Source organism: Microbacterium sp. JZ101 (assembly GCF_053903175.1).
This window is the reverse complement of sequence record NZ_CP096400.1, coordinates 820,223-845,041: the sequence shown is the minus strand read 5'-3', so window position 1 is coordinate 845,041 and position 24,819 is coordinate 820,223. Positions and strand designations below refer to the sequence as shown.

Genomic DNA, 24,819 nt, shown 5'->3' with positions numbered 1-24,819 from the left:
GCGGGCGACCCGGTGACGGATGCCGCCCCTACGCCCCCGCGGCGCCGTCGCGGCCGAACTCGCCTCGGATGAACGCCGCCGCGACCTCGCGGTCGAACACCTCGCGCTCGCGGCGGATGGCTGCACGGTACGGCTCCTGCGCGGCGAGCGCGGCGGCCGGGTCGGCGAGCACGCGCTCGATGGCGGTGTGCGCCGCCGCGACGACGTCGGGGGCGACGTCGACCTTGTGCTCCCACGGCAGCGGCACGTCGACGTCGTTGGCCCCCGCGCCGCGGCGCGCGACGAGCACGATCGAGCCCATCGCGGCGGCTTCGCGGGGCATCCGGTCCTTGCCGGGGTGCGTGCCGAGGTCGAGGTAGATGAGGGATGTCCGCAGCGCGTCGGCGACCTCGTCGCGCGTCATCCCGCGCAGCGGCAGGAGCTCGATGCCCGGCCAGCGCCGCGAGAACTCGCGCATGAGCGCGGCCGACTTCGCGGGGTTGTACGTGATGCGCGGCGCGCGGCCTTCGACCGTCACGGAAGCGGGGAAGTCCAGGGGCGTGTAGTCGGAGAGGATGGTCCCCACCCGGCCGAGGTGCGCGAAGACGTGGTTCCACGCGTAGTGCGACTGCACGAGGTGGCCCGCGCGGGCGAGCACGGCGTCCTCCCCCGTCGTGACGCCGCGCAGGGCGCGCTTGAGATGGCGGGCCCAGATGAGCGGCGGGCGCGACATCGGCGTGCGCTCGAGCGGGAGCGTCGACTTCTGGGCCCGCTCGATGACGAAGCGCGGCGCGTAGTCGATCGAGAGCCACCACACGAACGGCTGCGCGTGCGCGAGGCCCCGCAGCAGGAGCGCCTGCGTCTCGGGGACGACGACGGCGTTGCCCGGCGCATCGACGACCGCGGGCGCCTCGGGGGCGTCGTAGTGCGCGTAGCGCTCCGCGCGGGGTGCATCCTGCGTTCCCGGCACCGGGACGAGGAAAGCCTCCTGCCCCTGACGACGGAGCGAGTCGACGAGCTGGTGCAGCGCCTCGGGCCCGCCTGTGGCGAGCCCGCGCGGGAAGTAGACGTAGGTGGTCATGCGGCCTGACTGACGGAGGCGGATGGGATGCGACCATCCTGCCGTGTCCCCAGCCGCGTCGAGAACGCGACCGCCGTGATCGCGGCGAAGAACGGCACGAGGTGGTTGTCGCCGAGGAACGTCGTCGTGTCGAGCATGCCGTGCGCGAGCACCCACGAGACGCCGACGAACACGACGAGCAGCTCGACGGACGCGCGCGAGACGAGCTTGTCGTGGCGCGCGGCGCCGATGCGGCGGAGCACGGCGACGATCGGGAGCAGCGACAGCGCGATCGTCAGGAGCAGCGCGATGATGCCGGCGTCGGCCCACGCCTGCGCGAAGAGGTTGTGCGGCGGGAAGAGCTGCAGGCCGCGGCCGGGGAAGGCCATCCGCCACTCCTCCGCGATCGTGAGCCGCCAGTTGCCGAAGCCGAGCCCCGTGAACCAGTTCTCGGGGAACCTCTGGAAGACGACGCCCCACAGCCGCCGCCGCTCGTCGAGCGTGCGCACGACCTCGTCGAGCAGACGCGGTCGCATCGCGGTGACGACGGCGACGGCGCCCGCGGCCAGCCCTGCGCCGGCGACCGCGACGACGACCGTGAGGATGGGCTTGCGCACGGCGACGAGGGCGAGCACGCCGAGCACCGGCAGGATGACGATGGCGACGAGGGGCGTCTTCGATCCGGTTCCGAGGGAGGCGTCGAGCGAGATGGCCGCGACCGCGAGGAACAGCCAGAAGCGAGCGCGGCCCGGGCGCTGGAGGGCCGCCCACACGTACAGGCACGCGACCACCGCGAGGAAGAGAGACGCGGTGTTCGCGTTCAGGAAGAGGCCGCCGGCCTTGAAGATGTCGTTGACGTTCTCGGTGCTGCCGTGCGCGATCATCTCGACGCCCGGCTCGGTGAACACGCGCGCGATCGGCGACGTGAGGTACGCCTTCTCGAGATCGGGCGCGAGGCGGAAGAGCGTGACGAGCCACGCCTCGATGAGGATGAGCGGCGACACGATCGCGAGGGCCTCGATGAGTCCCTGCGGAGACGAGCGGATGGTCTCGCGCGCGAGGAGCGCGGTGGCGATCAGCGCGAGGGTGAGCAGGACGCCGTAGGCGGCCGAGCCGACCTTGTCGGCCCAGAGCACCGAGATCGCCTGCCACACGGCGAGCGCGCCGAGCAGCCCGATCCAGACGTGGGCGTTGCCGCGCCAGAAGCGCCAGATCGCGCCGGGGAGGAGGGCCGCCGTCGCGATGAGCCCGAGGGACGTGAACCCGAACGGGCCGAAGAACTGCAGCGTGCCGAGCGCAAAGGCGCCCGCGAGCAGCGTCCGCGCCGGCAGCCGGAACGACAGCAGGACGATGACGCCGGCCCCGAGCAGGGCGGCCGCGAGGATGAGGACGATCTCGAGCGGCGTGCGGGAGCCGAGGAACGACGGCTCGGCCAGGACGATCACGATCTGCTCCACACGTCGACGGCACGGTATGGAGGTCTTGCGTCCCCCGCCATCCAGGTTAGCGCTCTCACTTCCGAGCCCTGGGAGGCGGTGCCCGGGCGATAGTCCCCACCCCGGCCCGGCGGGCGCGCTAGGCCGCAAGTCGCGCGCGGCCAGCTCCCCGGCCGCTAGTCGCGCGGCGGGCGCGTCGAGCCGCGGACGACGAGACGTGTCTCGCTCACAGCGTGCGCGGGCTCGGTGCGTCCGCCGATGCGCTCGAGCAGCAGGGCCACCGCCGTGCGCCCCATGCCGACGCCGTCCTGGTCGATGGTCGTGAGGTCCACCCCGGGATGCCCCGCGAGGTCGATGCCGTCGTATCCCACGATGGAGACGTCGTCGGGTGTGAGCCCGGCGTCGGCGAGCGCCCGCTGCGCATCGAGCGCGAGCGAATCGTTGCCGGCGAAGATCGCGGTCGGCGGCTCCGGTTCGGCCAGGAGCGCGCGCACGACGTCGTAGGCATCTCCCCCGGCCTCGCCGCTCCGCGCCACGCGGATGGCGTGCGCAAGGCCGGCCTCTCGCATGATCCGCTCGTAGGCCCCGATGCGGCGACCGTGCGGCGAGCGGTCGCCGGAGTCCGCGGTGGTGATCGTCACGTGCGCGATCCTGCGGTGCCCGAGATCGATGAGGTGGCGCAGGACGAGCTCGGTGCCGAGGTCGTCGTCGCCCGTGACGGTGTCATAGAGCGCCGACTCGTCGTGGCGTCCGATCATGACGAGCGGCGTCATCGGCGCGATCCGCTCCAGCCATGCCTGCTCGATCTGCGGTCCGATCGCGACGAGGCCGTCGACCTGGCGGTCCACCAGCGCGTCGATGGGCCCGCGCTCGGATGCGCCCGGCGGGGTGGGCGCGACGATCAGCTGGTAGCGCGACCCCTCCATGGCGTCGGTCGCTCCCGTGAGGATCTTCGCGAGGAACGGGTTCGTGAGCGCGGGCAGCTCGAACCCGATCGTGTGCGTCGAGCCGCGCAGCGCGCGAGCCCCCACACGCGGGCGGTAGCCGAGCTGCTCGATCGCATTCTCCACGCGCTCGCGCATGGCGGGGCTCACGCCGTAGGCGTTGCGGATGACCTTCGACACGGCCGCGCGGGACACTCCGGCGAGGTCGGCGACATCCTGGATGGTCGCCTGCCCCACGCTCGCCTGCGTCATCGCCACGTCTCCCCTTCGACCCGCGGTCGCCCGCTTCGGCCTCATGGTAACAGCCGGATCTCGATTTCGTAGATCGCTCTACGAGTTTGTGTAGATCGATTGACAACCGCGCTTTCAGCTCCCTAGCCTGCTCATGCCGCGCAAGGTCGAGCGGCGCACAGACGAAGACGTTTCGCACCAGGAGGTTCCCTGATGTCCCCTCACACCCAGCGCAGGCTCCTCGCCGCGGCGGCTGCCGCCGGCGGCGCGGCGCTCGTCCTCACCGGATGCTCCGGCGGGGCGTCCGACGACGGCTCCGAGATCTCGATCCTCATCGACAATGCCGAGACCTCGGTCACCACGATGGAGGCCCTGGTCGAGGCCTTCGAGGCCGAGCACCCCGACATCCAGGTCGAGATCGAGACCCGCCCGCAGGGCACGGAGGGCGACAACGTCGTCAAGACGCGCCTGTCGACGGGCGAGATGACCGATCTGTTCGCCTACAACACGGGCTCGCTCCTGCAGGCGCTCAACCCCGACCAGCAGCTCGTCGACCTCGGCGACGAGCCGTGGGTGTCGAAGCTCCAGGACAGCTTCGTGCCCGTCGTCTCGACCGAGGAGGGCTTCTACGGCGCTCCGCTCGGGCAGACGTCGTCCGGCGCGATCATGTACAACAAGCGGGTCTACGAGGAGCTCGGGCTCGAGATCCCGCAGACCTGGGACGAGTTCGTCGCGAACGCCGAGAAGGTCAAGGCCGAGGCGTCCGACGTCGCGCCGATCATCCAGTCCTACGGCGAGACGTGGACGTCGCAGCTGTTCGTGCTCGGCGACTTCGCCAACGTCATGAAGGCCGACCCGGAGTGGGCCGAGAAGTACACGGCGAACGAGGCCAAGTACGTCGACGAGCCCGCGTTCACCGGGTTCCGCCACCTGCAGGAGCTGAACGAGGCCGGCCTCTTCAACGAGGACTACGCGTCGGCGACCTACGACGAGGCCGTGGGCATGCTCGCGAACGGAGAGGGCGCGCACTACCCGATCCTGTCGTGGGCCATCCAGAACCTCGCGGCCAACTACCCCGACGCCGTCGACGACATCGGCCTCTTCGCGATCCCCGGCGAGTCCGCCGAGGACAACACCTTGACGGTGTGGCAGCCGGGCGCCGTGTACGTGCCGTCGTCGACGGAGGGCGCGCGGCTCGAGTCGGCGAAGGTCTTCCTCGAGTGGCTCACGACGCCGGAGAGCTGCGACGTGCAGGTCGAGGCGACCGGCGTTCCGTACGGCCCGTTCGTGGTGGAGGGCTGCGAGCTCGGTGACGACGTTCCACCGATCGTCACCGACGAGATCGCCTACTTCGACGAGGGGCGCGTGCAGAACGCGCTCGAGTTCCTCTCCCCGATCAAGGGCCCGTCGCTCGAGCAGATCACCGTCGCCGTGGGCTCGGGCATCACCTCCGCCGAGGAGGGTGCGCAGCAGTACGACGACGACGTCCGCAAGCAGGCCCAGCAGCTCGGCCTCGAGGGCTGGTGACCTCCGAGAGGGGCGGCTCCGGCCGCCCCTCTCCCGACATGCCTTGGAGCACCCCATGACCGCACTCGCCGCCGAGCCGACGCGCGTCGCGCAGGCGCCCGCCCGCCCCGTCCGGCGCCGGAGCATGTACCCCTCGTGGTTCTTCCTGCCCGCCGGCGTCTTCTACGTCATCCTCTTCCTCATCCCGACGGTGGCGTCGTTCTACTTCGCGCTCACCCGCTGGACCCTCTTCGATTCGGAGTTCATCGGCTTCGAGAACTTCGTCGAGTTCTTCAAGGACCCGGCTCTCAGCACGGGCTTCGTGAACACCTTCGTCTTCGCTGCCGTGACGAGCGGGCTCAAGGTCGTCCTCGGGATGGCTCTCGGCCTCCTCCTGAGCTCGCAGATCATCGGCCGCGGGTTCCTGCGCAGCGTCGTGTTCTTCCCCGTGCTCGTGTCGACGATCGGCGTCGGCATCACGTTCAAGGTGCTCCTCGATCCGTTCGACGGCCTCGTGAACCGCGTCATCGAGGCGCTCGGCGCGACCGGGCCCGGATGGCTCACCGATCCGGCGCTCGCGCTGCTCTCGGTCGCGCTCGTGGACGTCTGGAAGGGCGTCGGCCTCGCCGCCCTCATCTACATCGCCGGCATCGTGGCCATCCCCCAGGAGTACAGCGAGGCGGCGCGCGTCGACGGGGCGAACGCCTGGAACCACTTCCGGCACATCACCCTTCCGCTCCTGCGCCCCGCGACCGTGACGGTCATCCTGCTGTCGCTCATCGGCGGTCTGCGGTCGTTCGACCTCATCTGGGCGATGACGAAGGGCGGGCCAGGGTTCACGAGCGACGTCATCGCGTCAGTCATCTACAAGCAGTACCAGGCCGGCTTCTTCGGGCTCTCGACCGCCGGCAACGTCATCCTCTTCCTCGTGGTCGCGGCGATCATCTTCCCGCTGTCGGCCTGGCTCAACCGCAAGGAGACCGAGCTGTGAGAACCCGACTCTGGCGATACGGCGGCGGGGCCGCCGCCATCGCGCTCGCGATCGTCGTCTTCATCGTGCCGTTCGCGTTCATCGTGCTGACGGCATCGAAGACGCAGCAGGAGGCATCTCTGCTCGGCTTCACGCTCCCGACGCAGTGGGCGTTCTTCGAGAACCTCATGACCGTCCTCGAGAACCGCGACTTCCTGCTCGTGCGCGCCTTCGTGAACAGCATCGTGCTGACCGTGGTCTCGGTGACGATCATGGTGGTGCTGTCGGCCATGGTCGGTTACGTGCTTCAGCGCCGGTCGTCGCGGTGGAATCGCGTCGTCAACGCGCTCGTCCTGTCGGGGCTCATCATCCCGCCGGCCGTGGTCCCGACCATCTGGGTGCTGCAGACTCTCGGCCTCTTCAAGACGCTCCCCGGCCTCGTCTTCGTGCACGTCGCGTTCGGGCTGTCGTTCTGCGTGCTGCTGTTCCGCGCGTTCGTCGCCACAATCCCCAAGGAGCTCGACGAGGCGGCCATCATCGACGGCGCGAGCCCGCTGCGCCTGTTCTTCGGGATCATCCTGCCGCTGCTGAAGCCGGTCGTCATGACCGTGGTCGTCGTGCAGTCGGTGTTCGTGTTCAACGACTTCACCTACGCGCTGTACTTCCTGCCCGGCGACGAGAACGCGACCGTGCAGCTGACGCTGTTCAACTTCTCGTCGCAGGCGGTGAGCAACTGGAACCTCCTCTTCATGGACGTCCTGCTCATCACCCTCCCGCCGCTGGTCATGTACATCTTCTTCAACCGCCAGATCGTCGCTGGCATGACCTCGGGCGCGGTGAAGGGGTGACGCCGGACGACATCCGCCGCCTCTCGCGCGCCGCGAGCCCCGACCCCTTCCCGCTGCAGCTGCCCACCCGCGGCGAGCGCACCTGGCTCTACACCCCCGGCGCCTACGCGCGCGGCGTGCTGAACCGGCTCGTCGCCGAGAGCCGGGCGAGTGCGCGGTTCGTGCACTACGACGACAACCAGCGGCCCGCGGCATCGCGCGTGCGGTTCCGCGCCGACGACGGCGAGGTCGTCGAGTGCGTCGCGACGGAGGGCGAGCCCGCCGCGCTCTGCGATGACGGGCGCGGATGGCGCGTCGAGGCGGATGGCGCATGGGTCGCGCCGGACATCCGCCCCGGGCGCGACCGCCCGCCGCACCTCGACCCCGGGCCCTCGTTCGCGCTCGAGCCGATCGCGCTCGGCGCGGGCCTGCACGACGCGGGCGCGACGGTGCTCGCGCGCCCGGTGATCGCGAGCGGCATGCGCCCCGCCATCCGAGTCGGGGAGTCCCTCGCGGAGGTCGAGGCGGATGGCGACCAGGAGGCGATCGTCGAGATCGTGCGGCGCGCCGACGGCGCGTGGACGACGCAGGGCCGCCTGGGCTTCCGCTACCTGCGCGTCGACGACCCGGCCGCAGAGGTGCACCTCGAAGCGTTCGCGCATCCGGTCGAGCGCGGCGGCGCGTTCGCCTGCTCCGACGAGGACCTCACCCGCATGTGGGCGGTCGCGGCGTACACGACGCGCGCGAGCCTGCAGGGCCTCGCCGTCGACGGACTCAAGCGCGACCGCGTGCCGTGGGCGGGCGATCAGGCGCTCGCCCTGCTCGCGAACGCCTACGCGATCGGCGACGGCGGCATCGCGTTCGACAGCCTCGACGCGCTCGGGGCCCCCGATGGCGGGTACGTCAACGGGCTCGCCGACTACTCACTGTGGTGGGTCGTCGCGCAGGGCCTACACATGACCCACTTCGGCGACAGCGTCTCGGCGCGCCGCAGGGCCGACGCGGTCGCGCGGATGCTCGACACGCTCGCGTGCGACGTCGACAGCGACGGGGTGTTCCGCCCAGGGCAGCCGTCGGGCTTCCCGGCCGGCCCCGTGCTCATCGACTGGGGCGTCGACACGACTCCCGGCCGCGATCTCGCCGCGCTCCAGGTGCTCTTCGCCTGGGCCGCGCGCACGGGAGCCGACCTGCTCGCGCGCGGCGGCCATCCCGACGCTGCGCGATGGCGCGAAGTCGCCGTGCGCGCCGAGCGCGTGCTGCGCGAGCGTGCGTGGGATGAGCGCGGATTCTGGCGCGAGCACCTCGACGCCGACAGCGGGCCATCCGCGTATCCGAACCTTCTCGCGATCCTCGCCGGCCTCGGCGTCTCCGACGGCGTGGTGGATGCCGTGCGAGACGGGCGGGTCCGCACGCCGTACATGACCGGGTTCGCGGCCGCCGCGCTCGTGACGGGCGGATGCCGCGACGACGCGCTCGCGCTGCTGCGTCGACGCTGGCAGCCCATGCTCGACGCGGGGGCGACGACGTTCTGGGAGGAGTTCGCCGAGCCCGGGCACTCGCCGTACGAGATGTACGGACGCCCGTTCGGCAAGAGCCTCTGTCACGCGTGGGGCGCGGCGCCCGCCGCCCTCCTGCCGTGGGCCGTGCTGGGCATCGAGCCGCGCGCGGCCGGATGGCGCGAGGTCGCGGTCGCCCCGGCGCTCGGAGACCTCACCTGGGCGGCCGCGGTCGTCCCGACACCGCACGGCGATCTGACCGTGCACGCCGAGGGCGACGTCGTCATGGTCGACGTGCCCACCGGCATCCGCATCACGGGGCTGGGCGACGACGTCGTCGGCCCGACGCGCGTCGAGAGGCGCGCCGCATCCACGAGGGGGACAACATGACGACACAGGTCGCATCCGTGCGCTTCGAGCACCGGGACGAGGCGCTCGGCATCGGCGAGGCGCGCCCGCGCCTGTCGTGGCAGACGACCGCGTCGGCCGGATGGGCGCAGCGCGCCTACGAGGTCGAGGTCGCGCGGGGCGGCGAGAGCCGTCGGTTCGCGGTGGAGTCGGCGGAGTCCGTGCTCGTGCCGTGGCCCGATGACCCGCTCTCCTCGCGCGAGGAGGCGGTCGTGCGCATCCGCGTGGCCGGCGACGACGGTGCGTGGTCGGGGTGGTCGGAGCCCGCGGTCGTCGAGGCGGGCCTGCTCGACCCGCTCGACTGGATCGGTGCGGGCGTGCAGGCTCCCTGGGACGACCCGGCCGGCGGCGAGCGCCGCCCTCCCCTCTTCCGGCGCCGGTTCACCCTGTCGTCGGGCGTCCGCCGTGCGCGGCTCTACGCGACGGCGCACGGCGTGTACGAGCTCGAGGTCAACGGCCGCCGCGTCGGCGCCGACGAGCTGAACCCCGGATGGACCGTCTATCCCGCACGCCTGCGCTATCACGCCTACGACGTGACCGATCTGCTGCACGCGGGCGAGAACGCGGTCGGCGCGTGGATGGGCGACGGATGGTGGCGCGGGCGCCTCGGGTTCGACGGCGGGCAGGCGGATCTCTACGGCGCCGACCTCGCGCTGCTCGCGCAGCTCGAGGTCGAGCTCGACGACGGCTCGCGCGTGACGATCTCGACCGACGCGGAGTGGCGCGCGCACCGCTCGCCGATCCTGCGCAGCAGTCTCTACCTCGGCGAGACCTTCGACGCGCGGGAGGTGCCGCACGGATGGAGCGATCCGGGGTTCGACGACGCCGCGTGGCAGCCCGTGCGCGCTGCGCACGTCGCCCACGGCACGCTCGTCGCCCCCGAGGGGCCTCCCGTGCGGTGCACGGAGGAGCTCTCTCCGGTCTCGATCGAGCGGCGAGCGGATGGCCGCATCGTCATCGACTTCGGGCAGAACTTCGCGGGGCGCCTGCGCGTGCGCGCGAGCTCGGGCGTCGGGCCCGAGCTGACCATCCGCCATGCCGAGGTGCTGCAGGACGACGCGCTCTACACGCGCACCCTGCGCGGCGCGACCTCGGAAGACCGCTACCTCGGCTCGGACGGCTCGATCGACTGGGAGCCGCGCTTCACGATCCACGGCTTCCGCTACGCCGAGATCGCGGGCTTCGACGGGCGTCTCGACGACCTCACGGTGACGGGGCGCGTGCTGCACACCGCGATGCGCCGGACGGGGTGGCTCGAGACATCTGATCCCTCCCTCGACCGGCTGCACGACAACGTGCTGTGGAGTCTGCGGTCGAACTTCGTCGACATCCCGACGGACTGCCCGCAGCGCGACGAGCGGCTGGGGTGGACGGGAGACATCCAGGTCTTCGCGGCGACGGCGACCTATCTCTACGACTGCGCCGGATTCCTGTCGAGCTGGCTGCGCGACCTCGAGGTCGAGCAGCGCCGGGTGGGGACCGTGCCGGTGTACGTGCCCTTCATCCCCGGCGGCTTCTGGTGGACCCCCGGGCGTCCGATCGCCGCGTGGGGCGATGCCGCTGCGCTCACCCCGTGGGATCTGTGGCGGCGCTACGCGGACCGCGAGCTCGTCCTGCGGCAGCTGGAGAGCGCTCGCGCCTGGGTCGACCAGGTGGCCGGTCGCGCGGGCGCGACGCGCCTGTGGAACGCCGACCGGCAGCTGGGCGACTGGCTCGATCCCACGGCTCCGCCCGAGGATCCCGCGGCCGCGCAGACCGACCCCGCGCTCGTCGCGACGGCGTTCTTCGCGCACTCCGCCCGCCGTGTGGGCGAGCTCGCCGCGGCCGTCGGGCACGGCGCCGTCGCCGAGCAGTACGCGAGCCTCGCCGCGGAGGTGCGCGCCGCCATCCGCGGGCAGTGGTTCGATGCCGACGGGCGCCTCGCCCACCCGACGCAGACCGGCTACGCGCTCGCGATCGCTTTCGAGCTGCTCGACGAGCGGATGGCCCGGGTCGCCGGAGCGGAGCTCGCGCGCCTCGTGCGCGAGGGCGGCTTCCGCGTGGGCGCCGGCTTCGCGGGGGTCAACCTCGTGGCTGATGCGCTCACCGCCACCGGCCATGCCGACGACGCGTTCGCGATGCTCACGGAGCGGAGCACCCCGTCGTGGCTCTCGATGGTCGACAAGGGCGCGACGACGATCTGGGAACGGTGGGACAGCCTGCTCGACGACGGCACGGTGAACCCGGGCGAGATGACCTCGTTCAATCACTACGCGCTCGGCTCGATCGCCGACTGGATGCACCGCGAAATCGGCGGCATCGCGACGACCTCGCCGGGCAGCCGCACGGTGCGGATCGCTCCGCGCCCGGGCGGCGGTCTGACGTGGGCGCGGGCGCGGCACGCGTCGCCCTACGGCGAGATCGCCGTGGCGTGGTCGATCGACGGCGGCCGCTTCGGGCTCGAGGTGACGATTCCCGTCGGTGTGACGGCCGAGGTCGTGCTGCCGTCAGGCGCGTCGTCGACGGTGGCGCACGGCACGCATCGGTTCGAGGAGGCTGGCCTCGGTCGTTGAGCGAGCCTCCCTCCCTCGGTCGTTGAGCGAGCGAAGCGAGACGAAACGCCCGGTCATTAAGCAAGCCTCCCTCCCCCGGTCGTTGAGCGAGCGAAGCGAGACGAAACGCCCGGTCGTCAAGCGATGCTTCGGCTCGCTCCGCTCGCTCAACACTGGTCTCCGCGAGACGAAACGCCACCCGCGTCCGGCGGGCGCTGTCGGGGCCGCCACGCCGCCCCTACCGCTACGGTCGGATATGTCACCCGTTCGCACGCCGGGCTCAGGAGGATGCATGCACCCGACACCCTCCTCGACGACCGCCTCGAGCTGACGACCGTGCTCACGCTCCCCTTCGCGATCGCGGCGGCCGTCTCGTACGGGCTGTCGGACTACGTCGGCGGCCGGGCATCCGAGCGGATCGACGCGCGGGTCGTCGCGCTCATCAGCCAGGCATGCGCGGCGGTGCTCGCGGTGCTCCTCGTCGTCTCACCGGTCGGGCAGGGAGCTCCGACCAGAGCGGATGTCCTCTGGGGCGCGGGCGCGGGGCTCGGCAGCGCAATCGGCAACGTGCTGATCTACCGGGGCATCGCGACGAGCTCGGTCACGAGCGTCGCGCCGATGTCGGGCGTCGTCGCGGTGACGATCCCAGTGGTCGTCGGCGTCGCGTTCGGCGGTCTGCCGACGCCGCTGCAGACGGTCGGTCTCATCGCCGTCGTGCCGGCGATCTGGCTCGTCGCGGCAGGCGGTCGGTCCGAAGTGGACCGGCGCGGCCTGCTCATCGGCGCGGGAGCCGGCGCCGGCTTCGGGACGCAGTTCACCTGCCTCGGCCAGACGTCGGAAGCGGCGGGCCTGGTGCCCCTCGCGATCGGCCAGGGCGTCTCGGTCGCGCTCCTCGCGGTGCTCGCCGTCGGCGTCCTGCGCGCCAGCGGCCCGCTCCCCCGGCGGGCGGTCGGGATGGCGGCGGTGGCGGGCGTCCTCGCCGGCGTCGCGACGGTGAGTTACCAGATCGCGGCCAAGCTCGGGGATCTCGCCATCGCGGCGGCGGTCACGTCGCTCTACCCCGCGGTGACGGTGATCGCGGCCGCGATCGTCACGCGTCGCTGGTGGACGCGCACCGAGGGCATCGGCCTCGCGCTGTGCACGCTCGCGCTCGTGCTCATCAGCACGTGAGGGCGCGCTCGACTCGAGCAATCGCACCCCCGGTCGTTGAGCGAGCGCCCCACCCCGGTCGTCGAGCGAGCAACCACCTCCCGGTCGTTGAGCGAGCGGAGCGAGACGAAACGACACCGTCCCCGACGTCGGCTCGCGGCGTTTCGACTGCGCTCGCTGGCGCTCGCTCCGCTCAACGACCGGAAGGACGCCCCGCCCTGGTCGTTGAGCGAGCGAAGCGAGACGAAACGACACCCCGTCCCCGAGGCCAGCTCACCACGTTTCGACTGCGCTCGCTGGCGCTCGCTCCGCTCAACGACCGGAAGGACGCCCCACCCCCGGTCGTCGAGCGAGCAACCACCTCCCGGTCGTTGAGCGAGCGAAGCGAGACGAAACGACACTCCCGAGATCAGCTCACGACGTTTCGACTGCGCTCGCTGGCGCTCGATCGCACTCAGGGCGACAGAATGGGATCGGGCTGGCTCGGATGCGGTACGTCGCCCAGCCGCGCCTGCTCGGCCCACATGGTCCGGGCGAGTTCAGCGCGGATCTCGCGGTACTCCGGATCGTGCGCGACGTTGCGGAGCTCATCCGGGTCGCGTTCGAGATCGTAGAGCTCCCATTCCGGCGGATAGGTGAAGGGTCCTGTGCCCGGCAGGCCCATCCCGTCGTTGTAGTAGTAGATGAGCTTGTAGCGGCGCGTCCGATAGCCGTAGTGGGCGGGTGCCCGATGGAACGCGTCGTCGTGCTCCCAGTAGCGGTAGTACACGCCCTCCGTCGGCGCCGGTGCAGGCGCTCCCACGAGCTCGGGCCAGAAGCTGCGCCCCTGCATGCGGGGATGGGCCGGCGCCCCGGCGGCATCGAGAATCGTCTGGGCGAAGTCGACGTTCGTCACGAGGGCGTCCAGCACCTGCCCTCCCGCAAGATGCCGCGGATAGCTCAGCACCACGGGCATCCGCAGCGACTCCTCGAACATGAACCGCTTGTCGAACCACCCGTGCTCGCCCAGGAAGAAGCCCTGATCCGACGCGTACATGAGGAACGTGTCCTCGAACTCTCCGCGCTCGCGCAGGCGGTCGATGACGCGGCCGACGCTGTCGTCCACCGACGCGACGCACGCGAGATAGTCCTCCATGAAGCGCTGGTACTTCCACAGCGCGAGGTCCTCGTAGGGCAGCCCGTCGGGCGGAGTCTCCTTCAGGTCCTCCTCGTTCAGGTTCTCGGCCAGCCGCATGAGCGCGCGGCGCGTCGATGACGAGCGCGTCGCGTAGTCGTCCCAGAAGGTCGACGGCACGGGCACCGCGTCGCGGAAGCGCGCGGCGTCGTCCGGCTTCGGCTCCCACGGCCGGTGCGGCGCCTTGTGGTAGATCAGCACGCACCACGGGGCGTCGCCGTCGAGCGAGTCGACCCATCCGAGGGCGAGATCCGTGATCACATCGGTCGCGTAGCCGGGCACGATGCGCTCGCCGTCCTCCGACAGGAAGAGCGGGTCCCAGTACTCGCCCTGCCCGTCGTGCCCCACGAGGATGTCCCAGTAGTCGAACCCCTGCGGCGTGGACCCCTCGCCCTCCCCCATATGCCACTTGCCGACGATCGCGGTGCGGTAGCCCGCGGCCTTGAGCTGTGTGACGAACGTCGGCTGGCTCGCGTCGATCGGCGTGACGAGCGTCGTCACCCCATTGACGTGGCTGTAGGTGCCGGTCAGGATCGACGCCCGGCTCGGGGAGCACAGCGCATTGGTCGCGAAGCAGCTCTCGAGCCGCCACCCGAGGGAGGCGATCTCGTCGATGCGCGGCGTCGCGATCATCGTGGATCCGTAGGCCCCGACCGCCTGGGCGCCGTGATCGTCGGTGAGGATCATGACGATGTTCGGCCGCCGCTCGGGCATCAGGCGCTCTTCCTCTCCTCCGGGAGCACGGCCATCCGCTCGCTCGCCTGGTACGTCGTCTCGTCCAGGCCGCTCTGGGTCGGGTCGTAGTCCACGTCGCCGACGTCGTACATCGTCGTCATCCAGTGGTAGAAGTTGTCGCCGCGCTCGCGGAGCACGCTGTACAGCCGCTGCATCATCCGCTTGCGCACGGGCCTCATCTCGGGGTGCTCGTACAGGTTCAGAAGCTCGTCGGGGTCGAGCTCGAGATCGTACAGCTCGTTCACCGAATCGGGGTTGACCACGAGCTTGTAGCGGTCCTCGCGCAGCATCCGCTGCGGGTACGGGAAGTGGTGGCCATGGAACTCGCAGACGATGTCCTCGTCCCACTCGGGGTGCTCGCCTGCCGCGAGCGGGACGAGACTGCGCGAATCGACGGCGGGCGACGGGTCGATGCCCGCCAGGTCGAGGATGGTCGCGGTGCAGTCGAGCAGGCTGACGAACTCCCTGCGCACCTGGCCCGGCTCCCCGCCGGGGATCCGCAGGAGCCCGGGAGTCCGGTAGATGTCCTCGTACATCGCGGGCCCCTTGTCGTGGAGCCGGTGAGCCCCGGTGAACTCCCCGTGATCGCACGTGAAGAACACCGCGGTCTCGTCGACCAGCCCGAGCCTCTCGAGCGCCGCCATGACCCGCCCGATCTGCTCGTCGATGAGGGCGACGTACCCCCAGTACACCGCGATGAGCTTCCGGGTGATCTCGATCGGCATGGTGTCGAAGGTCCAGTGCGCGCTGTAGTTGCGCTGCACCGGCGGCTTCCCCTCGAAGTTCTCGGCGATCGACTTGGGCAGCTCGATCTGCGCGGGATCGAACATGTCGAAGTACGCGTCCGGAACGATGTAGGGCAGGTGCGGGCCGAAGAAGTTCAGCTCGAGGAAGAACGGTCGCCCATCGCGTTCGTGCTCCTCCGCGTAGCGCTCGAGGAGCTCGATGGTGCGTGTGGCGAGGTAGTACTCGAAGGTCGCCTCGACCGGCTGGTGGAGACGCGCGGCGAGCAGGTTCCCCGGCCCGCCATTGGGCAGCGTTCCCCGGATGCGGTCGCTGATCCGGTAGGGCGGGAGTCCTCGTTCGGCGAGGAAGGCGAGGTAGTCCTCGTTCTCGACCGGGTTGTGCCACCCGGGGAGATCGGGGCCGTCGAAGCCGAAGTCGGCGGCGTTCTTCACCGTGCCCGCGTGCCACTTGCCGACGAGCCCCGTGTTGTAGCCGCGGTCACGCAGTGCCTCGACGAACGTGAACGTGCCGTCCTCGAGGTCTTCGAGGTACCCCACGTTCCGCTCGTGGTTCGCGAGCACACGGTGACGGAACGGCGCCTGCCCGGTGAGGAGGCTCGCACGCGCGGGCGTGCAGATCGCCGTGGGCGTGTACCAGCGGTCGAACCGCGTGCCTGTGCGCGCGAGCTCGTCGAGCACGGGCGTCGCGGCGAGCGCGTTGCCGTATTCGCCGAGAGTGTCCGCCCGATGCTGGTCGGTCATCAGGAAGAGGATGTTGCTCGGCTTCATGGCGCTCACTCTCCGGCCTCGAGGAAGAGGTCGCCCGTGTAGAACTCTGCGGGGTCGACGGGGTCGGACAGCTTTCCGGCTTCCACGAAGTAGTCGACCATCGTCGTCAGCCACGTGTCGATGGTGCCGTCCTCGGTGTACTGGTCGATGTCCTCGAGCGACAGGATCTCGACGTTGCCCGCGTCGGCCTCCACCTGAGCGGGGTCGAGGGCCGAGAACTCGGCGGTCAGGGCGATCGCCTCGTCGACGTTGTCGGCGCGGTACGCGATCGCCTCGCGCAGGGCCTTCAGCACGCGGTCGACCTTCTCCGGCTCGTCTGCGACGACGTCGTTGCCTGCCACGAACGCGGTCGGGAAGGCGACGTCGTCGAAGTCGGAGTTCTTCGCGAGCTCGACGAGGTCGGGCACCTGTGCCTTCACCGTCGCGAGCGCGGGGTACCAGAAGCCCGCGGCGTCGACCTGCTTGGACGAGAGTGCCGCGACGATCGCCGCAGGCTCCATCGGGACGAGGTTCACATCGTCCTTCGTCATGCCCGCCTTCTCGAGCGACAGCGTGAGGATCATGTCCCCAGACGTGCCCTCGGGCACGGCGACGGTCTTGCCTTCGAGGTCCTCGATCGAGTCGATGCCCGCCTGCGCGACGACACGGTCGGCCTGGCCGAGCGTGTTCATCGCGACGATCTTGGCCTGTCCCGACGCCGGCAGCCAGAAGGCGCCGGGGCCGATGTAGCCGAAGTCGAGGTCCCCCGTGCCGAGCGCCTGGATCTGCAGCGGTCCGTTCGTGAACGAGGTGGCCGTGACATCGAGGCCGTACTTCGCCCAGAGCCCCTGGTCCTCGGCGATCGCGAGCAGGCTCGTGCCGTTGAAATCGGCGATGTAGCCGAAGTTCACGTCGATGACGTCGTCGTACTCGCTCTCGGCCTCGGGCGCAGTGCCCCCATCGCCCGGGTCGGCGGATGTGCACGCGGTGAGGAGCAGGGCGACAGCGGCGCCGACGGCGGTCGCGCCGGCGATCTTCCGGGTGAAACGCATGGCAGTTCCCTTCATGGGGTCGGTCATCAGTGCGACGCGGAGCTGGCGACGACGCCGGGCTCCTGGTGGTAGACCGCGTGCCACACGCGGTTGCGCAGGTCGCGGAATTCAGGGCTCAGGCGCACCTCTTCGGTGCGCGGATAGGGCAGATCGACGTCGATGACGTCGTAGATGCGCCCGGGGCGCGCCGCCATCACGACGACGCGGTTGGCGAGGAAGACGGCTTCGTCGACGTCATGCGTGATGAACATCACCGTGCGCTTCTCGCGGCTCCAGGTGCCGAGAAGCTGCTCCTGCAGCTTCACGCGGGTGAGCGCGTCGAGGGCGCCGAACGGCTCGTCCATGAGCAGGATCGACGGGTTCACGGCATAGGCGCGCGCGATGGCGCAGCGCTGCTTCATCCCGCCCGAGAGCATCTTGGGCAGGGCGTCCGCGAACTGCTCGAGCCCGACCATCCGGATGAAGTAGTCCGCCTTCTCGCGTCGTTCGGCCTTCGGGAGGCCCGCGACCTTCAAGCCGAACTCGACGTTCTTTCGCACGGTGAGCCAGGGGAAGAGCGCGTACTGCTGGAAGATCACGCCGCGGTCGGGCCCCGGCCCGGCGACGGGCTTGCCGTCGACGAGGGCCTGGCCGGCCGTCGGCGCCTCGAGCCCCGCGAGGATGTTCATGAGCGTCGACTTGCCGCAGCCCGACGGGCCGACGACCGTGACGAACTCGTTGTCCGCGATGTCGAGGTTCACCCGCTCGATGGCGACGAACTCCTCGCCCTTCAGCTCGAAGGTCTTGCGGATGTCTCGGACGGAGATTTTGGCGGTGGAGTCGGTGGTGGTCATCGTCGTTCCTGCCATCCGGTGAGCTTGTTCTCGGCGAAGAGCAGCAGTCGATCCATCACCAGGCCGAGGATGCCGATGAAGACGATCCCCACGAAGATCGTCGCGAGGTCGTAGTAGAGCTGGGCCTGCTGCATGCGGTACCCCAGCCCGGCCTGCGCGGCGAGGAGCTCGGCGGCGACGAGCGTCGCCCATGCCGACCCGAGTCCGACGCGCATGCCGACGAGGATGAACGGAGTCGACGCCGGCACGACGACTTTGAGGAAGATCGTGCCGTCTTTCGCCCCGAGGACGCGCGCCGCGTTGATCATCGTGCGGTCGACGTTGACGACGCCCTGGTACGTCGAGATGACGCACGCGAGGAACGCGGCGAGGAAGATGACGAACACCTTCGGGACCTCGCCGATGCCGAGCAGCACGAGCACGAGCGGAAGCAGGGCAAGCGGCGGGATGGTGCGGAAGAACTGGATCCAGGGCTCAGCCAGGCCGCGGGCCACGGTGTACCAGCCCATGAGGAAGCCGACGGGGATGGCGGCGGCCGAGCCGAGCAGGAATCCCGTGAGCACGCGGGCGAGGCTGGCGAGGATGTCCTCCTGGAGGATGCCCGCCTGCCACAGCTGCACCGCCTTGGCGACGACCTGCGGCGGCGTCGGGAACTGGAAGCCGCTCAGCGCGAGGATCCACCACAGGCCGATCCCGCCCACGATCGACACGGCGTTGAGGATGAGCAGGCTGCTGCGCTTCGAGAGGCGGCGACGCGCGAACGGCGATGGCTTCGGGCTCGACGGCGGCAGCTTCTCGGCCACCGCCGAGGTGCTCATGGTGTGCGGCTGGATCTCGGCTCGCGAGGGGCCGGTCGTCATTCTCGCCTCGGTCATGGCCTGCTCCCTCCGGTCGGGACGGGTGAGTGGGCGTTCACAGGGCGCTCCTTTGCTGCTGTGGAACCGATTCGCCGGAGGACGCAGGGTCGGGGTATCCGGCGAGGAGGGGGGACTGATGGAAGATCGCGGCGATGGCGCCGAGCGCACCGTCGCTGTCGTGCAGCTGCGCGGCCCGCACGATGTGCGGCTGGTCGGAGGGGATGGAGTGGAGCTCGTATCGGAGCGTCGACGCCGCCTGCTCGACGAGCACGGGGGCGACGCGGACGATCTCGCCGCCGATCACGACTTCGCGGGGGTTGAGCATCATCGCGGCGGCGCCGAGCACCCGGCCGACCGTCGAGCCGACGTCTCGGAGCACGGCGTCGACCGCGGGGTCGCCGGTGGCGACCACATGGGCCAGGTGGTCGAGCGTGTGCACGTCCGCACCGGCGTCGCGGCAGGCGCGCAGGATCGCCGGCACCGACGCGATCGTCTCGAGACATCCCCTCTTGCCGCAGCGGCACAGCGCGCCGGTGGGGTCTGCGGTGACGTGGCCGAGTTCGCCGGCGAACCCCCGTGCGCCGGTGACGAGCTGGCCGGCGATGACCAGCCCGCCGCCGACGCCGTCGGAGAGCCGCAGGTAGATGAGGTTGTCCACGGCGTCGGGCCTCGAGATCGCCTCGGCGAGGGCGGCGAGGCGGGTGTTGTTGTCGACGATCACCGGAGCGCCGAAGCGCTCGAGGAAGGCGACGTCGACCCCCTCGGGTGCGAGCTGCTTCTTCCAGCTGACGACAGGCATGCCGCCGCGCGCGCCGGTGTAGGGCCCGGGGACGCCGATGCCGACCGCCTGGAGGGCTCCGAAGTGGACCCCGGTCTCGAGACTCACGCGCTCGATGAGCGCGAACGCGATCGCAAGTCGCTCGGCCCACGGCAGGTCGTCGGCATACCGCTCGACGCCCTCCGCGATGACCTCGTGCGAGGCGTCGGCGACCACGACGTGCACGCGCCGGTGACCGAAATCGACCCCGAGGAACTGGCCCGAGGCGGGGTCGAGCGCGAGCCGCTCTGCCGGGCGGCCGCTGCCCGAGCGCACCGCTGCATCCGTGTCCGCGACGATGATCGCGCCGCGCTGAAGCAGGCTCGCGGTGATCTCCGAGAGCGTCGTGCGCGAGAGCCCGACGCGCTTCGCCAGCTCGGCGCGGCTCAGCGCGCCGTGCGCACGCAGCGCGGCCAGAACGCGCTCTTCGTGGGTCCGCCTCACCAGGGCGTGCACTCCCGTCGTCATCGACATGCAGCCCACGCTCCCAGCGCCGAATTTTTCCGTCAAGAATCCGACAGAAAAAGTTTCGGAATCTGCAGAGGTCCTTTCAGAACGCGTCCGCACGTCTTTCTGACGCACCGTTGACGGAGAAAATCGACCTCCGTAGCGTTCCCGGCGCGGGCCGGCGGACGGCTCGCGGGCCGGGCTCCCCGGCTCCTCGGTGATGAGGAAGGTTCGAAGATGAACGACCCCCAGCACGGCTGTCGCGTAGACCGGCGCGCGTTTCTCGCAGGAGTGGGCGGCGCGGTCGCCTCGGCGGCGCTCGCCGCCGGCGGGCCCGCCGCGGCAGCGAGCCGAACGACGTCGGCCACGGCGCTGGCATCCGCGTCGCCCACAGAGGCGCCGCCCCGCGGACGCTACCCGTCGAACTGGCCCGACCCGCAGCCCTACGGCGTTGCGGACACGCGCGTCGACCTCTGGCCGCGAGACGACAACTCCTTCATCCTGCCTCTCGAGCGCCGCCCTCGGGATGCCGAGGACGAGCACGTGTGGATGCGCGACACCTACGTCAACTGCTTCGTCGTGAACGGCAGGCCGCTCTACGTCGCCACCGGGACGACGAAGGTCCCCGGCCTCGATCGGGCGGCCCCGTGGAACGACGGGATCTTCGTCTGGACCGCGCGCTCGCTGCGTGGCCCGTGGCGGCTGGTCGACACGAGCGGGGTGCGCCCGAGCGCAGAGCGCGGCAAGGTGTGGTCGCCCGAGTTCGTCGACGAGAACCGCCCGGGGCGCACGGTCGTCGCACCCTGGCAGGAGTACTGGCACGACGCGCGATTCGGGAAGCGCGGCCAGGTGTGGGCGCCCGAGGTGCACTACTTCCGCGACACCTGGTACATCGTCGCGTGCATGGGCGATCACTCCCGCAAGGTCGGCTCGTTCATGCTCGTGAGCGAGGGCGGCATCGAAGGCCCGTACCGGCTCGTGCAGGGCAACGTCGAGAAGCCGTTCGGCGACCCGGTCGCAGGAGGCCCCGCCTTCATCGAGCCCGGGGCCTATCACCACATCGACGGCAGCCTGTACACCGAGGGCGACGATGCGTGGCTCGTGCTGCACAACGACGAGTACGCGCGGTTCCGCGACGACATGGAGGACATCGTCCCCACGACCTCCCTGCCCCGATTCGCCCAGACGCCGTATGCGCCGGAGCCGTATCTCGAGGGCGCCTACGTGTTCCGGCACGAAGGGAGGTACTACCTGCTGCATGCCGCATGGAACCGCTCGTCGATCGCCGCCGACGGCAGCGTCCGCTACGCATACGACACCCCGGCGCCCGGCCGCGCGCAGTACCAGTACGACGCCATCGTCGCCGTCGCAGACGCGTTCGAGGGCCCCTACTCCCCTCGCTGGACCGCCGGCGTCGGGGCAGGACACAACAACCTCTTCGCCGACCACGACGGCACGGTGTGGGCCACGTTCTTCCGCAACCCCGCCGCGGGCTACTGGTCAGACCCGACGCGGGTCGCTCAGGCGGCCGTGCCGGGCGTGGTGCGGATGGAGTGGACAGGGCCCGAAGGGGGCCGCCTCTACGCCGAGCGACGACGGGGGCGCGACTGATGCGCACGCGGCTCACCCGCCCTTCGATGGCGACCGCCCTTCCCCGGTTCCGGCGCACCGTCGCGACGGCGGCCGTCGTCGCGACGCTCGCCGTCGGCGCGCCCGCTCACGCGGCAGCGGCCGGCGCCGCGAGCGGCACGGAACCTCTCCCACCGCTCGGCGCTCTCGGCGCGAACTACAACGAGAACCTCGATCGGCTCAACGAGGTCGAGCTGGCCGCGGCGCGCGCGGAGTGGGTCCGCGGGTTCTACACGCTGCCTGAGGCCGACAGGATCCCGCCCGCCGACAGCCCGACCATCCGCTCGATCCTGGATGCCGACGCCGGCGGGCACCGCACCATCCTCAGTCTCAAGTTCCCGAAGCAGAGCGCTGCATTCCCCGAACCCGGAAGCGCGGAGATGGCGCACGAGCTGGAGCGACTCGATCGCGTGCTGCCGCTCGTCTTCGGCGCCGTCGACGTCGTGACGATCGGCAACGAGCCGTTCATCGAGAGCCAGCCCAGCCAGCGCGACGAACGGCTGAACGTGTTCTACGAGACCGTCGCACGGCACGTGATCGATGCCCGTGAGCGGCTCTGCGGAGCCGGCTGCTCGACGCACCTGTACATGGGCGCGCTCAATCGCCTCGACCTCCCTCAGAATCGGACGCCCGCGGTCGAGCGCTTCCTCGCGTTCGCCCGCGAGACCCCGGAGATCGAAGGGGTCGACCTGCACCCTCACGTGCCCGATGAGTCGCGCATCGACGCCTTCCTCGACTACACGCTTCCGCGCCTGCGCGAGGATCAGACGTTCCTCATGACGGAGTTCTCGCTCGTCTGGCACTGGCAGCAGCACATGGCAGACCCTGTTCCCGCTCTGTTCGCCGACCGGTACGGCTACGACCGCGGCACCCCGACGTGGGAGGTCATCGGCGAGGCGATCGAGAACCCGTTCCCCTCGCACAAATGGAACGACCTGCTGTCGATGAGCCCGTGGTACGAGAGCAAGAAGCACCTGCTCCGCGATGTGATGGAACGGCTCCGCGCGACCGGACGGCTCGCCGTCGCGACGTACGGGTTCGTCCAGATCCCGTCGATGACCTCAGAGTGGAGTGCCACGAAGGCACCGTGGCTGCTGAACAGCGTGTACGCGGGTTTGACGGTGCAGCCGCGCGGTCAGGCGATGTCCGCACCGGGCTACGGATGGCTCGCGGACTTCCGCGCCCTGCAGTAGTCGCCTCTACCGCAGCTCCCCCAGCGTCGCGTCGATCGTGCGCGCGGTCGCGTCCCAGTCGTATCCCGACGCGGGCGGATCGACGCGACGCGGGGAGGCCAGGGCCGAGCGGATGGCGCCGGCCCACTCCTCGACGTCGGTCGCGTTCTCGACGCCGCGGCCGCGATCGCCCACCGTCTCGGCGACCGCCGCGCACCCCCGCCAGAACAGCACGGGGGTCCCGGTCATGACGCTCTCGAGCGCGGGAAGGCCGAACCCCTCGAGGGTCGACGGCATGACGGTCGCCGCCGCGCCGCGGTAGTGGCGCGCGAGCGCGGCGTCGTCGATCCCCGCGAGCAGCTCGACGCGAGCCGAGATGCCGCGCTCCGCGGCCATCCGCTCGGCCTGCTCGTGCTCGCGCGCGGGCAGGAGCATCCGCAGTCGCGCATCCGGGACGCGCCCGAGGGCGTCGAGCACGACCTCGACGTTCTTGTGCGCGCGGAGGTTGCCGACGTACATGAGGTACGGATCGCCCGGGGCCGGCGTGACGTCGGCGCGGAAGGCGTCGGAGCATCCGATGCCCGCGTTGACGACCTGCACCGCATCGTCGTCGAGCCACTCCTCGATGAGCGCCTTCGACGTCTCGGAGACCGTGAGCACGGCCCCCGTCCGCCGCACGACACGACGGACCACGAGCCGGTAGTACGCGAGGTACTTCGCGCGCCCGGGCCACGGCGTCTGCAGCTGGATGAGGTCGTGCAGCGTCACGAGCTGCCGCTTCGCCCGCACGAAGGCGTTGTAGCCGGGCGAGTAGATGAGGCGGTCGCGCGGAACGGCGCGCAGCGCGTCCAGCGGGGCGAGGTGGTCGCCGTCGAGCCCGAGCGACTGCCACGGCGTCGTCAGCCGCGGCAGCACCTCGCGCGAGTAGCGCTGGATGCCGGCGATGCCATCCCACCGGGTGTCGATCGCGACCTGTGCCATGGGTTCCATTCTGTCGTCCCGGAGACCGGGGCCCTACCGCCGCTCCCCCAGCAGCGCGCGCTTCGCCGGCCGCGGCAGCTCGAACACGACCCGCGCGGGGGTGCGCATGACGAGCTCGTAGACCGCGACCGACAGGATGGCGATGGCGAGCGTCACCAGCAGCGGCGCGAGCGAGCGGATGACCGGGCGGTCGATCACGAGACCCCAGTTCGGCACGCGCGACAGCAGCTCGAGCAGGAGTCCGTGCAGGACGTAGATCGGCAGGGTCCGCCGCCCGATCCACGCGAGCATCCGGCCGACGGGCCGCGCCCGGCAGAGCACCGACATGAGCAGCAGGAGCAGGATGGCCGCGGCCGCGTCGCGAGGCACCGACAGCACCGCGCCGACGTGCGGATCGCCCATGGCCATGACGCCGCCCGCGCCGAGGTACACGGCGAGCGCGCCGAGCGCGAACGGGAGGTGCCGCGACGCGACGCGCTCGCGCAGCCACGCCGATCCGTAGACGCCGATCGCGAAGAAGACGGCGTACCGCATGAGGTTGCGGTACTGGTCGTTGTTGTCGGCGACCGGCACGTAGTGGCTGCAGATCGACACGACGACGAGCACCACGAGGACGAGCGCGGGGTCGACCCTGCGCAGCGTCGCCAGGAGGGCGGTCCACACGGCGAGCGCGAACACGTACCAGAGGAGCGTCTTCGGCAGGACGAGCTCGTTGAGGTACGCGTCCCAGCGGATGGCACCGGTGCCGCCGAGCGGGCCCGTCCAGACGTACGCGCCGACGAGCCCGGCGTAGAGCGCGAACGCGAGGAGCCACACCGCGTAGAGCCAGTACGACGAGGCGACCGACACGCGCACGGTGCGGTCGGACCATCCGCGCCGGATCCGGCGGGCCAGCAACAGGCCGCTGAGCATCGCGAGCCCCGGGATGCGGAACGGCGTCATCGCGTCGATGAACCACGACCAGAAGCCCGTCGACGCCCCGGGCTGCAGGTGCCCGAGGTAGCTCGACAGCGTCGTGTGCATGAGCACGACGCCGAGCACGCAGATGCCGCGGGCCGCGTCGATCCACACGATGCGCTCGGTCCGGGCCAT

General features: G+C 70.7%; 19 protein-coding genes. 8 read left to right on the top strand and 11 right to left on the bottom strand.

Annotated elements, in window-relative coordinates; translation table 11 throughout:
• Positions 1-28: 28 nt before the first annotated feature.
• From M1D56_RS03770 to M1D56_RS03760, 3 genes are all read right to left on the bottom strand, one after another.
• Positions 29-1,060, bottom strand: a complete 1,032-nt coding sequence (locus M1D56_RS03770) for a hypothetical protein (protein ID WP_456284744.1) — start codon at positions 1,058-1,060, stop codon at positions 29-31.
• Positions 1,057-2,496, bottom strand: a complete 1,440-nt coding sequence (locus tag M1D56_RS03765) for an O-antigen ligase family protein (RefSeq protein ID WP_456284743.1) — start codon at positions 2,494-2,496, stop codon at positions 1,057-1,059. Before M1D56_RS03765 ends, M1D56_RS03770 begins: the two co-directional genes overlap by 4 nt.
• A 155-nt stretch (positions 2,497-2,651) precedes the next feature.
• Positions 2,652-3,671: a LacI family DNA-binding transcriptional regulator gene (locus tag M1D56_RS03760; RefSeq protein WP_456284742.1), complete on the bottom strand. Its 1,020-nt coding sequence runs from the start codon at positions 3,669-3,671 to the stop codon at positions 2,652-2,654.
• 192 nt (positions 3,672-3,863) lie between these two features.
• Between M1D56_RS03760 and M1D56_RS03755 the strand changes: the two genes are divergently transcribed.
• The 6 genes from M1D56_RS03755 to M1D56_RS03730 all read left to right on the top strand — a co-directional run bounded on the left by M1D56_RS03755 (position 3,864) and on the right by M1D56_RS03730 (position 12,558).
• Positions 3,864-5,177, top strand: a complete 1,314-nt coding sequence (locus M1D56_RS03755; RefSeq protein ID WP_456284741.1) for an ABC transporter substrate-binding protein — start codon at positions 3,864-3,866, stop codon at positions 5,175-5,177.
• A 55-nt stretch (positions 5,178-5,232) separates the two neighbouring features.
• A complete protein-coding gene (locus tag M1D56_RS03750; RefSeq protein ID WP_456284740.1) occupies positions 5,233-6,147 on the top strand; it encodes a carbohydrate ABC transporter permease in 915 nt (304 codons plus the stop codon).
• A complete protein-coding gene (locus tag M1D56_RS03745) occupies positions 6,144-6,974 on the top strand; it encodes a carbohydrate ABC transporter permease (RefSeq protein WP_456284739.1) in 831 nt (276 codons plus the stop codon). The genes M1D56_RS03750 and M1D56_RS03745 overlap by 4 nt, the downstream gene beginning before the upstream one ends.
• Positions 6,971-8,839: an alpha-L-rhamnosidase-related protein gene (locus M1D56_RS03740; RefSeq protein WP_456284738.1), complete on the top strand. Its 1,869-nt coding sequence runs from the start codon at positions 6,971-6,973 to the stop codon at positions 8,837-8,839. The genes M1D56_RS03745 and M1D56_RS03740 overlap by 4 nt, the downstream gene beginning before the upstream one ends.
• The gene (locus M1D56_RS03735) at positions 8,836-11,409 is read left to right on the top strand and encodes a glycoside hydrolase family 78 protein (RefSeq protein ID WP_456284737.1); all 2,574 of its coding nucleotides are present in this window, start codon (positions 8,836-8,838) and stop codon (positions 11,407-11,409) included. The genes M1D56_RS03740 and M1D56_RS03735 overlap by 4 nt, the downstream gene beginning before the upstream one ends.
• A 267-nt stretch (positions 11,410-11,676) precedes the next feature.
• Positions 11,677-12,558 (top strand): EamA family transporter, encoded by an 882-nt coding sequence (locus M1D56_RS03730; protein WP_456284736.1) that lies wholly within the window; start codon positions 11,677-11,679, stop codon positions 12,556-12,558.
• Positions 12,559-12,991: 433 nt separating this feature from the next.
• Here M1D56_RS03730 and M1D56_RS03725 read toward each other — a convergent pair whose 3' ends face one another.
• The 6 genes from M1D56_RS03725 to M1D56_RS03700 are packed head-to-tail and all read right to left on the bottom strand — an operon-like array spanning position 12,992 to position 19,972.
• On the bottom strand, positions 12,992-14,425 hold the full coding sequence (locus tag M1D56_RS03725; RefSeq protein ID WP_456284735.1) for a sulfatase family protein: 1,434 nt from the start codon (positions 14,423-14,425) through the stop codon (positions 12,992-12,994).
• Complete coding sequence (locus tag M1D56_RS03720; protein ID WP_456284734.1) at positions 14,425-15,960, bottom strand: sulfatase-like hydrolase/transferase; 1,536 nt, start codon at positions 15,958-15,960, stop codon at positions 14,425-14,427. Before M1D56_RS03720 ends, M1D56_RS03725 begins: the two co-directional genes overlap by 1 nt.
• A 5-nt stretch (positions 15,961-15,965) precedes the next feature.
• Positions 15,966-16,991 (bottom strand): aliphatic sulfonate ABC transporter substrate-binding protein, encoded by a 1,026-nt coding sequence (locus tag M1D56_RS03715; RefSeq protein WP_456284732.1) that lies wholly within the window; start codon positions 16,989-16,991, stop codon positions 15,966-15,968.
• A 26-nt stretch (positions 16,992-17,017) separates the two neighbouring features.
• Entirely contained in the window at positions 17,018-17,824 is an 807-nt protein-coding gene (locus M1D56_RS03710) for an ABC transporter ATP-binding protein (RefSeq protein ID WP_456284731.1), read from the bottom strand.
• On the bottom strand, positions 17,821-18,699 hold the full coding sequence (locus M1D56_RS03705) for an ABC transporter permease (protein ID WP_456284730.1): 879 nt from the start codon (positions 18,697-18,699) through the stop codon (positions 17,821-17,823). Before M1D56_RS03705 ends, M1D56_RS03710 begins: the two co-directional genes overlap by 4 nt.
• Positions 18,700-18,736: 37 nt before the next feature.
• Positions 18,737-19,972 carry an ROK family transcriptional regulator gene (locus tag M1D56_RS03700; RefSeq protein ID WP_456284729.1) on the bottom strand — a complete coding sequence of 412 codons (1,236 nt, stop codon included), beginning with the start codon at positions 19,970-19,972 and terminating at the stop codon, positions 18,737-18,739.
• 210 nt (positions 19,973-20,182) lie between these two features.
• On the opposite strand from M1D56_RS03700, the gene M1D56_RS03695 reads away from it, so the two are divergent.
• Together M1D56_RS03695 and M1D56_RS03690 are read left to right on the top strand one after the other, a co-directional pair.
• Positions 20,183-21,556: a family 43 glycosylhydrolase gene (locus tag M1D56_RS03695; protein ID WP_456284728.1), complete on the top strand. Its 1,374-nt coding sequence runs from the start codon at positions 20,183-20,185 to the stop codon at positions 21,554-21,556.
• A 26-nt stretch (positions 21,557-21,582) separates the two neighbouring features.
• Positions 21,583-22,767, top strand: a complete 1,185-nt coding sequence (locus M1D56_RS03690) for a hypothetical protein (protein ID WP_456284727.1) — start codon at positions 21,583-21,585, stop codon at positions 22,765-22,767.
• Between the two features lie 6 nt (positions 22,768-22,773).
• On the opposite strand, the gene M1D56_RS03685 is transcribed toward M1D56_RS03690, so the two are convergent.
• Both M1D56_RS03685 and M1D56_RS03680 read right to left on the bottom strand, forming a co-directional pair.
• Entirely contained in the window at positions 22,774-23,727 is a 954-nt protein-coding gene (locus M1D56_RS03685) for a glycosyltransferase (protein WP_456284726.1), read from the bottom strand.
• A 33-nt stretch (positions 23,728-23,760) separates the two neighbouring features.
• Positions 23,761-24,819: an acyltransferase family protein gene (locus M1D56_RS03680; RefSeq protein ID WP_456284725.1), complete on the bottom strand. Its 1,059-nt coding sequence runs from the start codon at positions 24,817-24,819 to the stop codon at positions 23,761-23,763.

Bases quoted from the DNA above. Each gene is read 5' to 3' on its own strand.
- M1D56_RS03755 (WP_456284741.1), top strand. From the start codon at position 3,864: ATGTCCCCTCACACCCAGCGCAGGCTCCTCGCCGCGGCGGCTGCCGCC.
- M1D56_RS03700 (WP_456284729.1), bottom strand. From the start codon at position 19,972: ATGTCGATGACGACGGGAGTGCACGCCCTGGTGAGGCGGACCCACGAA.
- M1D56_RS03715 (WP_456284732.1), bottom strand. From the start codon at position 16,991: ATGCGTTTCACCCGGAAGATCGCCGGCGCGACCGCCGTCGGCGCCGCT.
- M1D56_RS03685 (WP_456284726.1), bottom strand. From the start codon at position 23,727: ATGGCACAGGTCGCGATCGACACCCGGTGGGATGGCATCGCCGGCATC.
- M1D56_RS03750 (WP_456284740.1), top strand. From the start codon at position 5,233: ATGACCGCACTCGCCGCCGAGCCGACGCGCGTCGCGCAGGCGCCCGCC.
- M1D56_RS03710 (WP_456284731.1), bottom strand. From the start codon at position 17,824: ATGACCACCACCGACTCCACCGCCAAAATCTCCGTCCGAGACATCCGC.
- M1D56_RS03720 (WP_456284734.1), bottom strand. From the start codon at position 15,960: ATGAAGCCGAGCAACATCCTCTTCCTGATGACCGACCAGCATCGGGCG.
- M1D56_RS03760 (WP_456284742.1), bottom strand. From the start codon at position 3,671: ATGACGCAGGCGAGCGTGGGGCAGGCGACCATCCAGGATGTCGCCGAC.
- M1D56_RS03695 (WP_456284728.1), top strand. From the start codon at position 20,183: ATGAACGACCCCCAGCACGGCTGTCGCGTAGACCGGCGCGCGTTTCTC.
- M1D56_RS03680 (WP_456284725.1), bottom strand. From the start codon at position 24,819: ATGGCCCGGACCGAGCGCATCGTGTGGATCGACGCGGCCCGCGGCATC.
- M1D56_RS03725 (WP_456284735.1), bottom strand. From the start codon at position 14,425: ATGCCCGAGCGGCGGCCGAACATCGTCATGATCCTCACCGACGATCAC.
- M1D56_RS03730 (WP_456284736.1), top strand. From the start codon at position 11,677: ATGCATGCACCCGACACCCTCCTCGACGACCGCCTCGAGCTGACGACC.
- M1D56_RS03705 (WP_456284730.1), bottom strand. From the start codon at position 18,699: ATGACCGAGGCGAGAATGACGACCGGCCCCTCGCGAGCCGAGATCCAG.
- M1D56_RS03770 (WP_456284744.1), bottom strand. From the start codon at position 1,060: ATGACCACCTACGTCTACTTCCCGCGCGGGCTCGCCACAGGCGGGCCC.
- M1D56_RS03735 (WP_456284737.1), top strand. From the start codon at position 8,836: ATGACGACACAGGTCGCATCCGTGCGCTTCGAGCACCGGGACGAGGCG.
- M1D56_RS03690 (WP_456284727.1), top strand. From the start codon at position 21,583: ATGGCGACCGCCCTTCCCCGGTTCCGGCGCACCGTCGCGACGGCGGCC.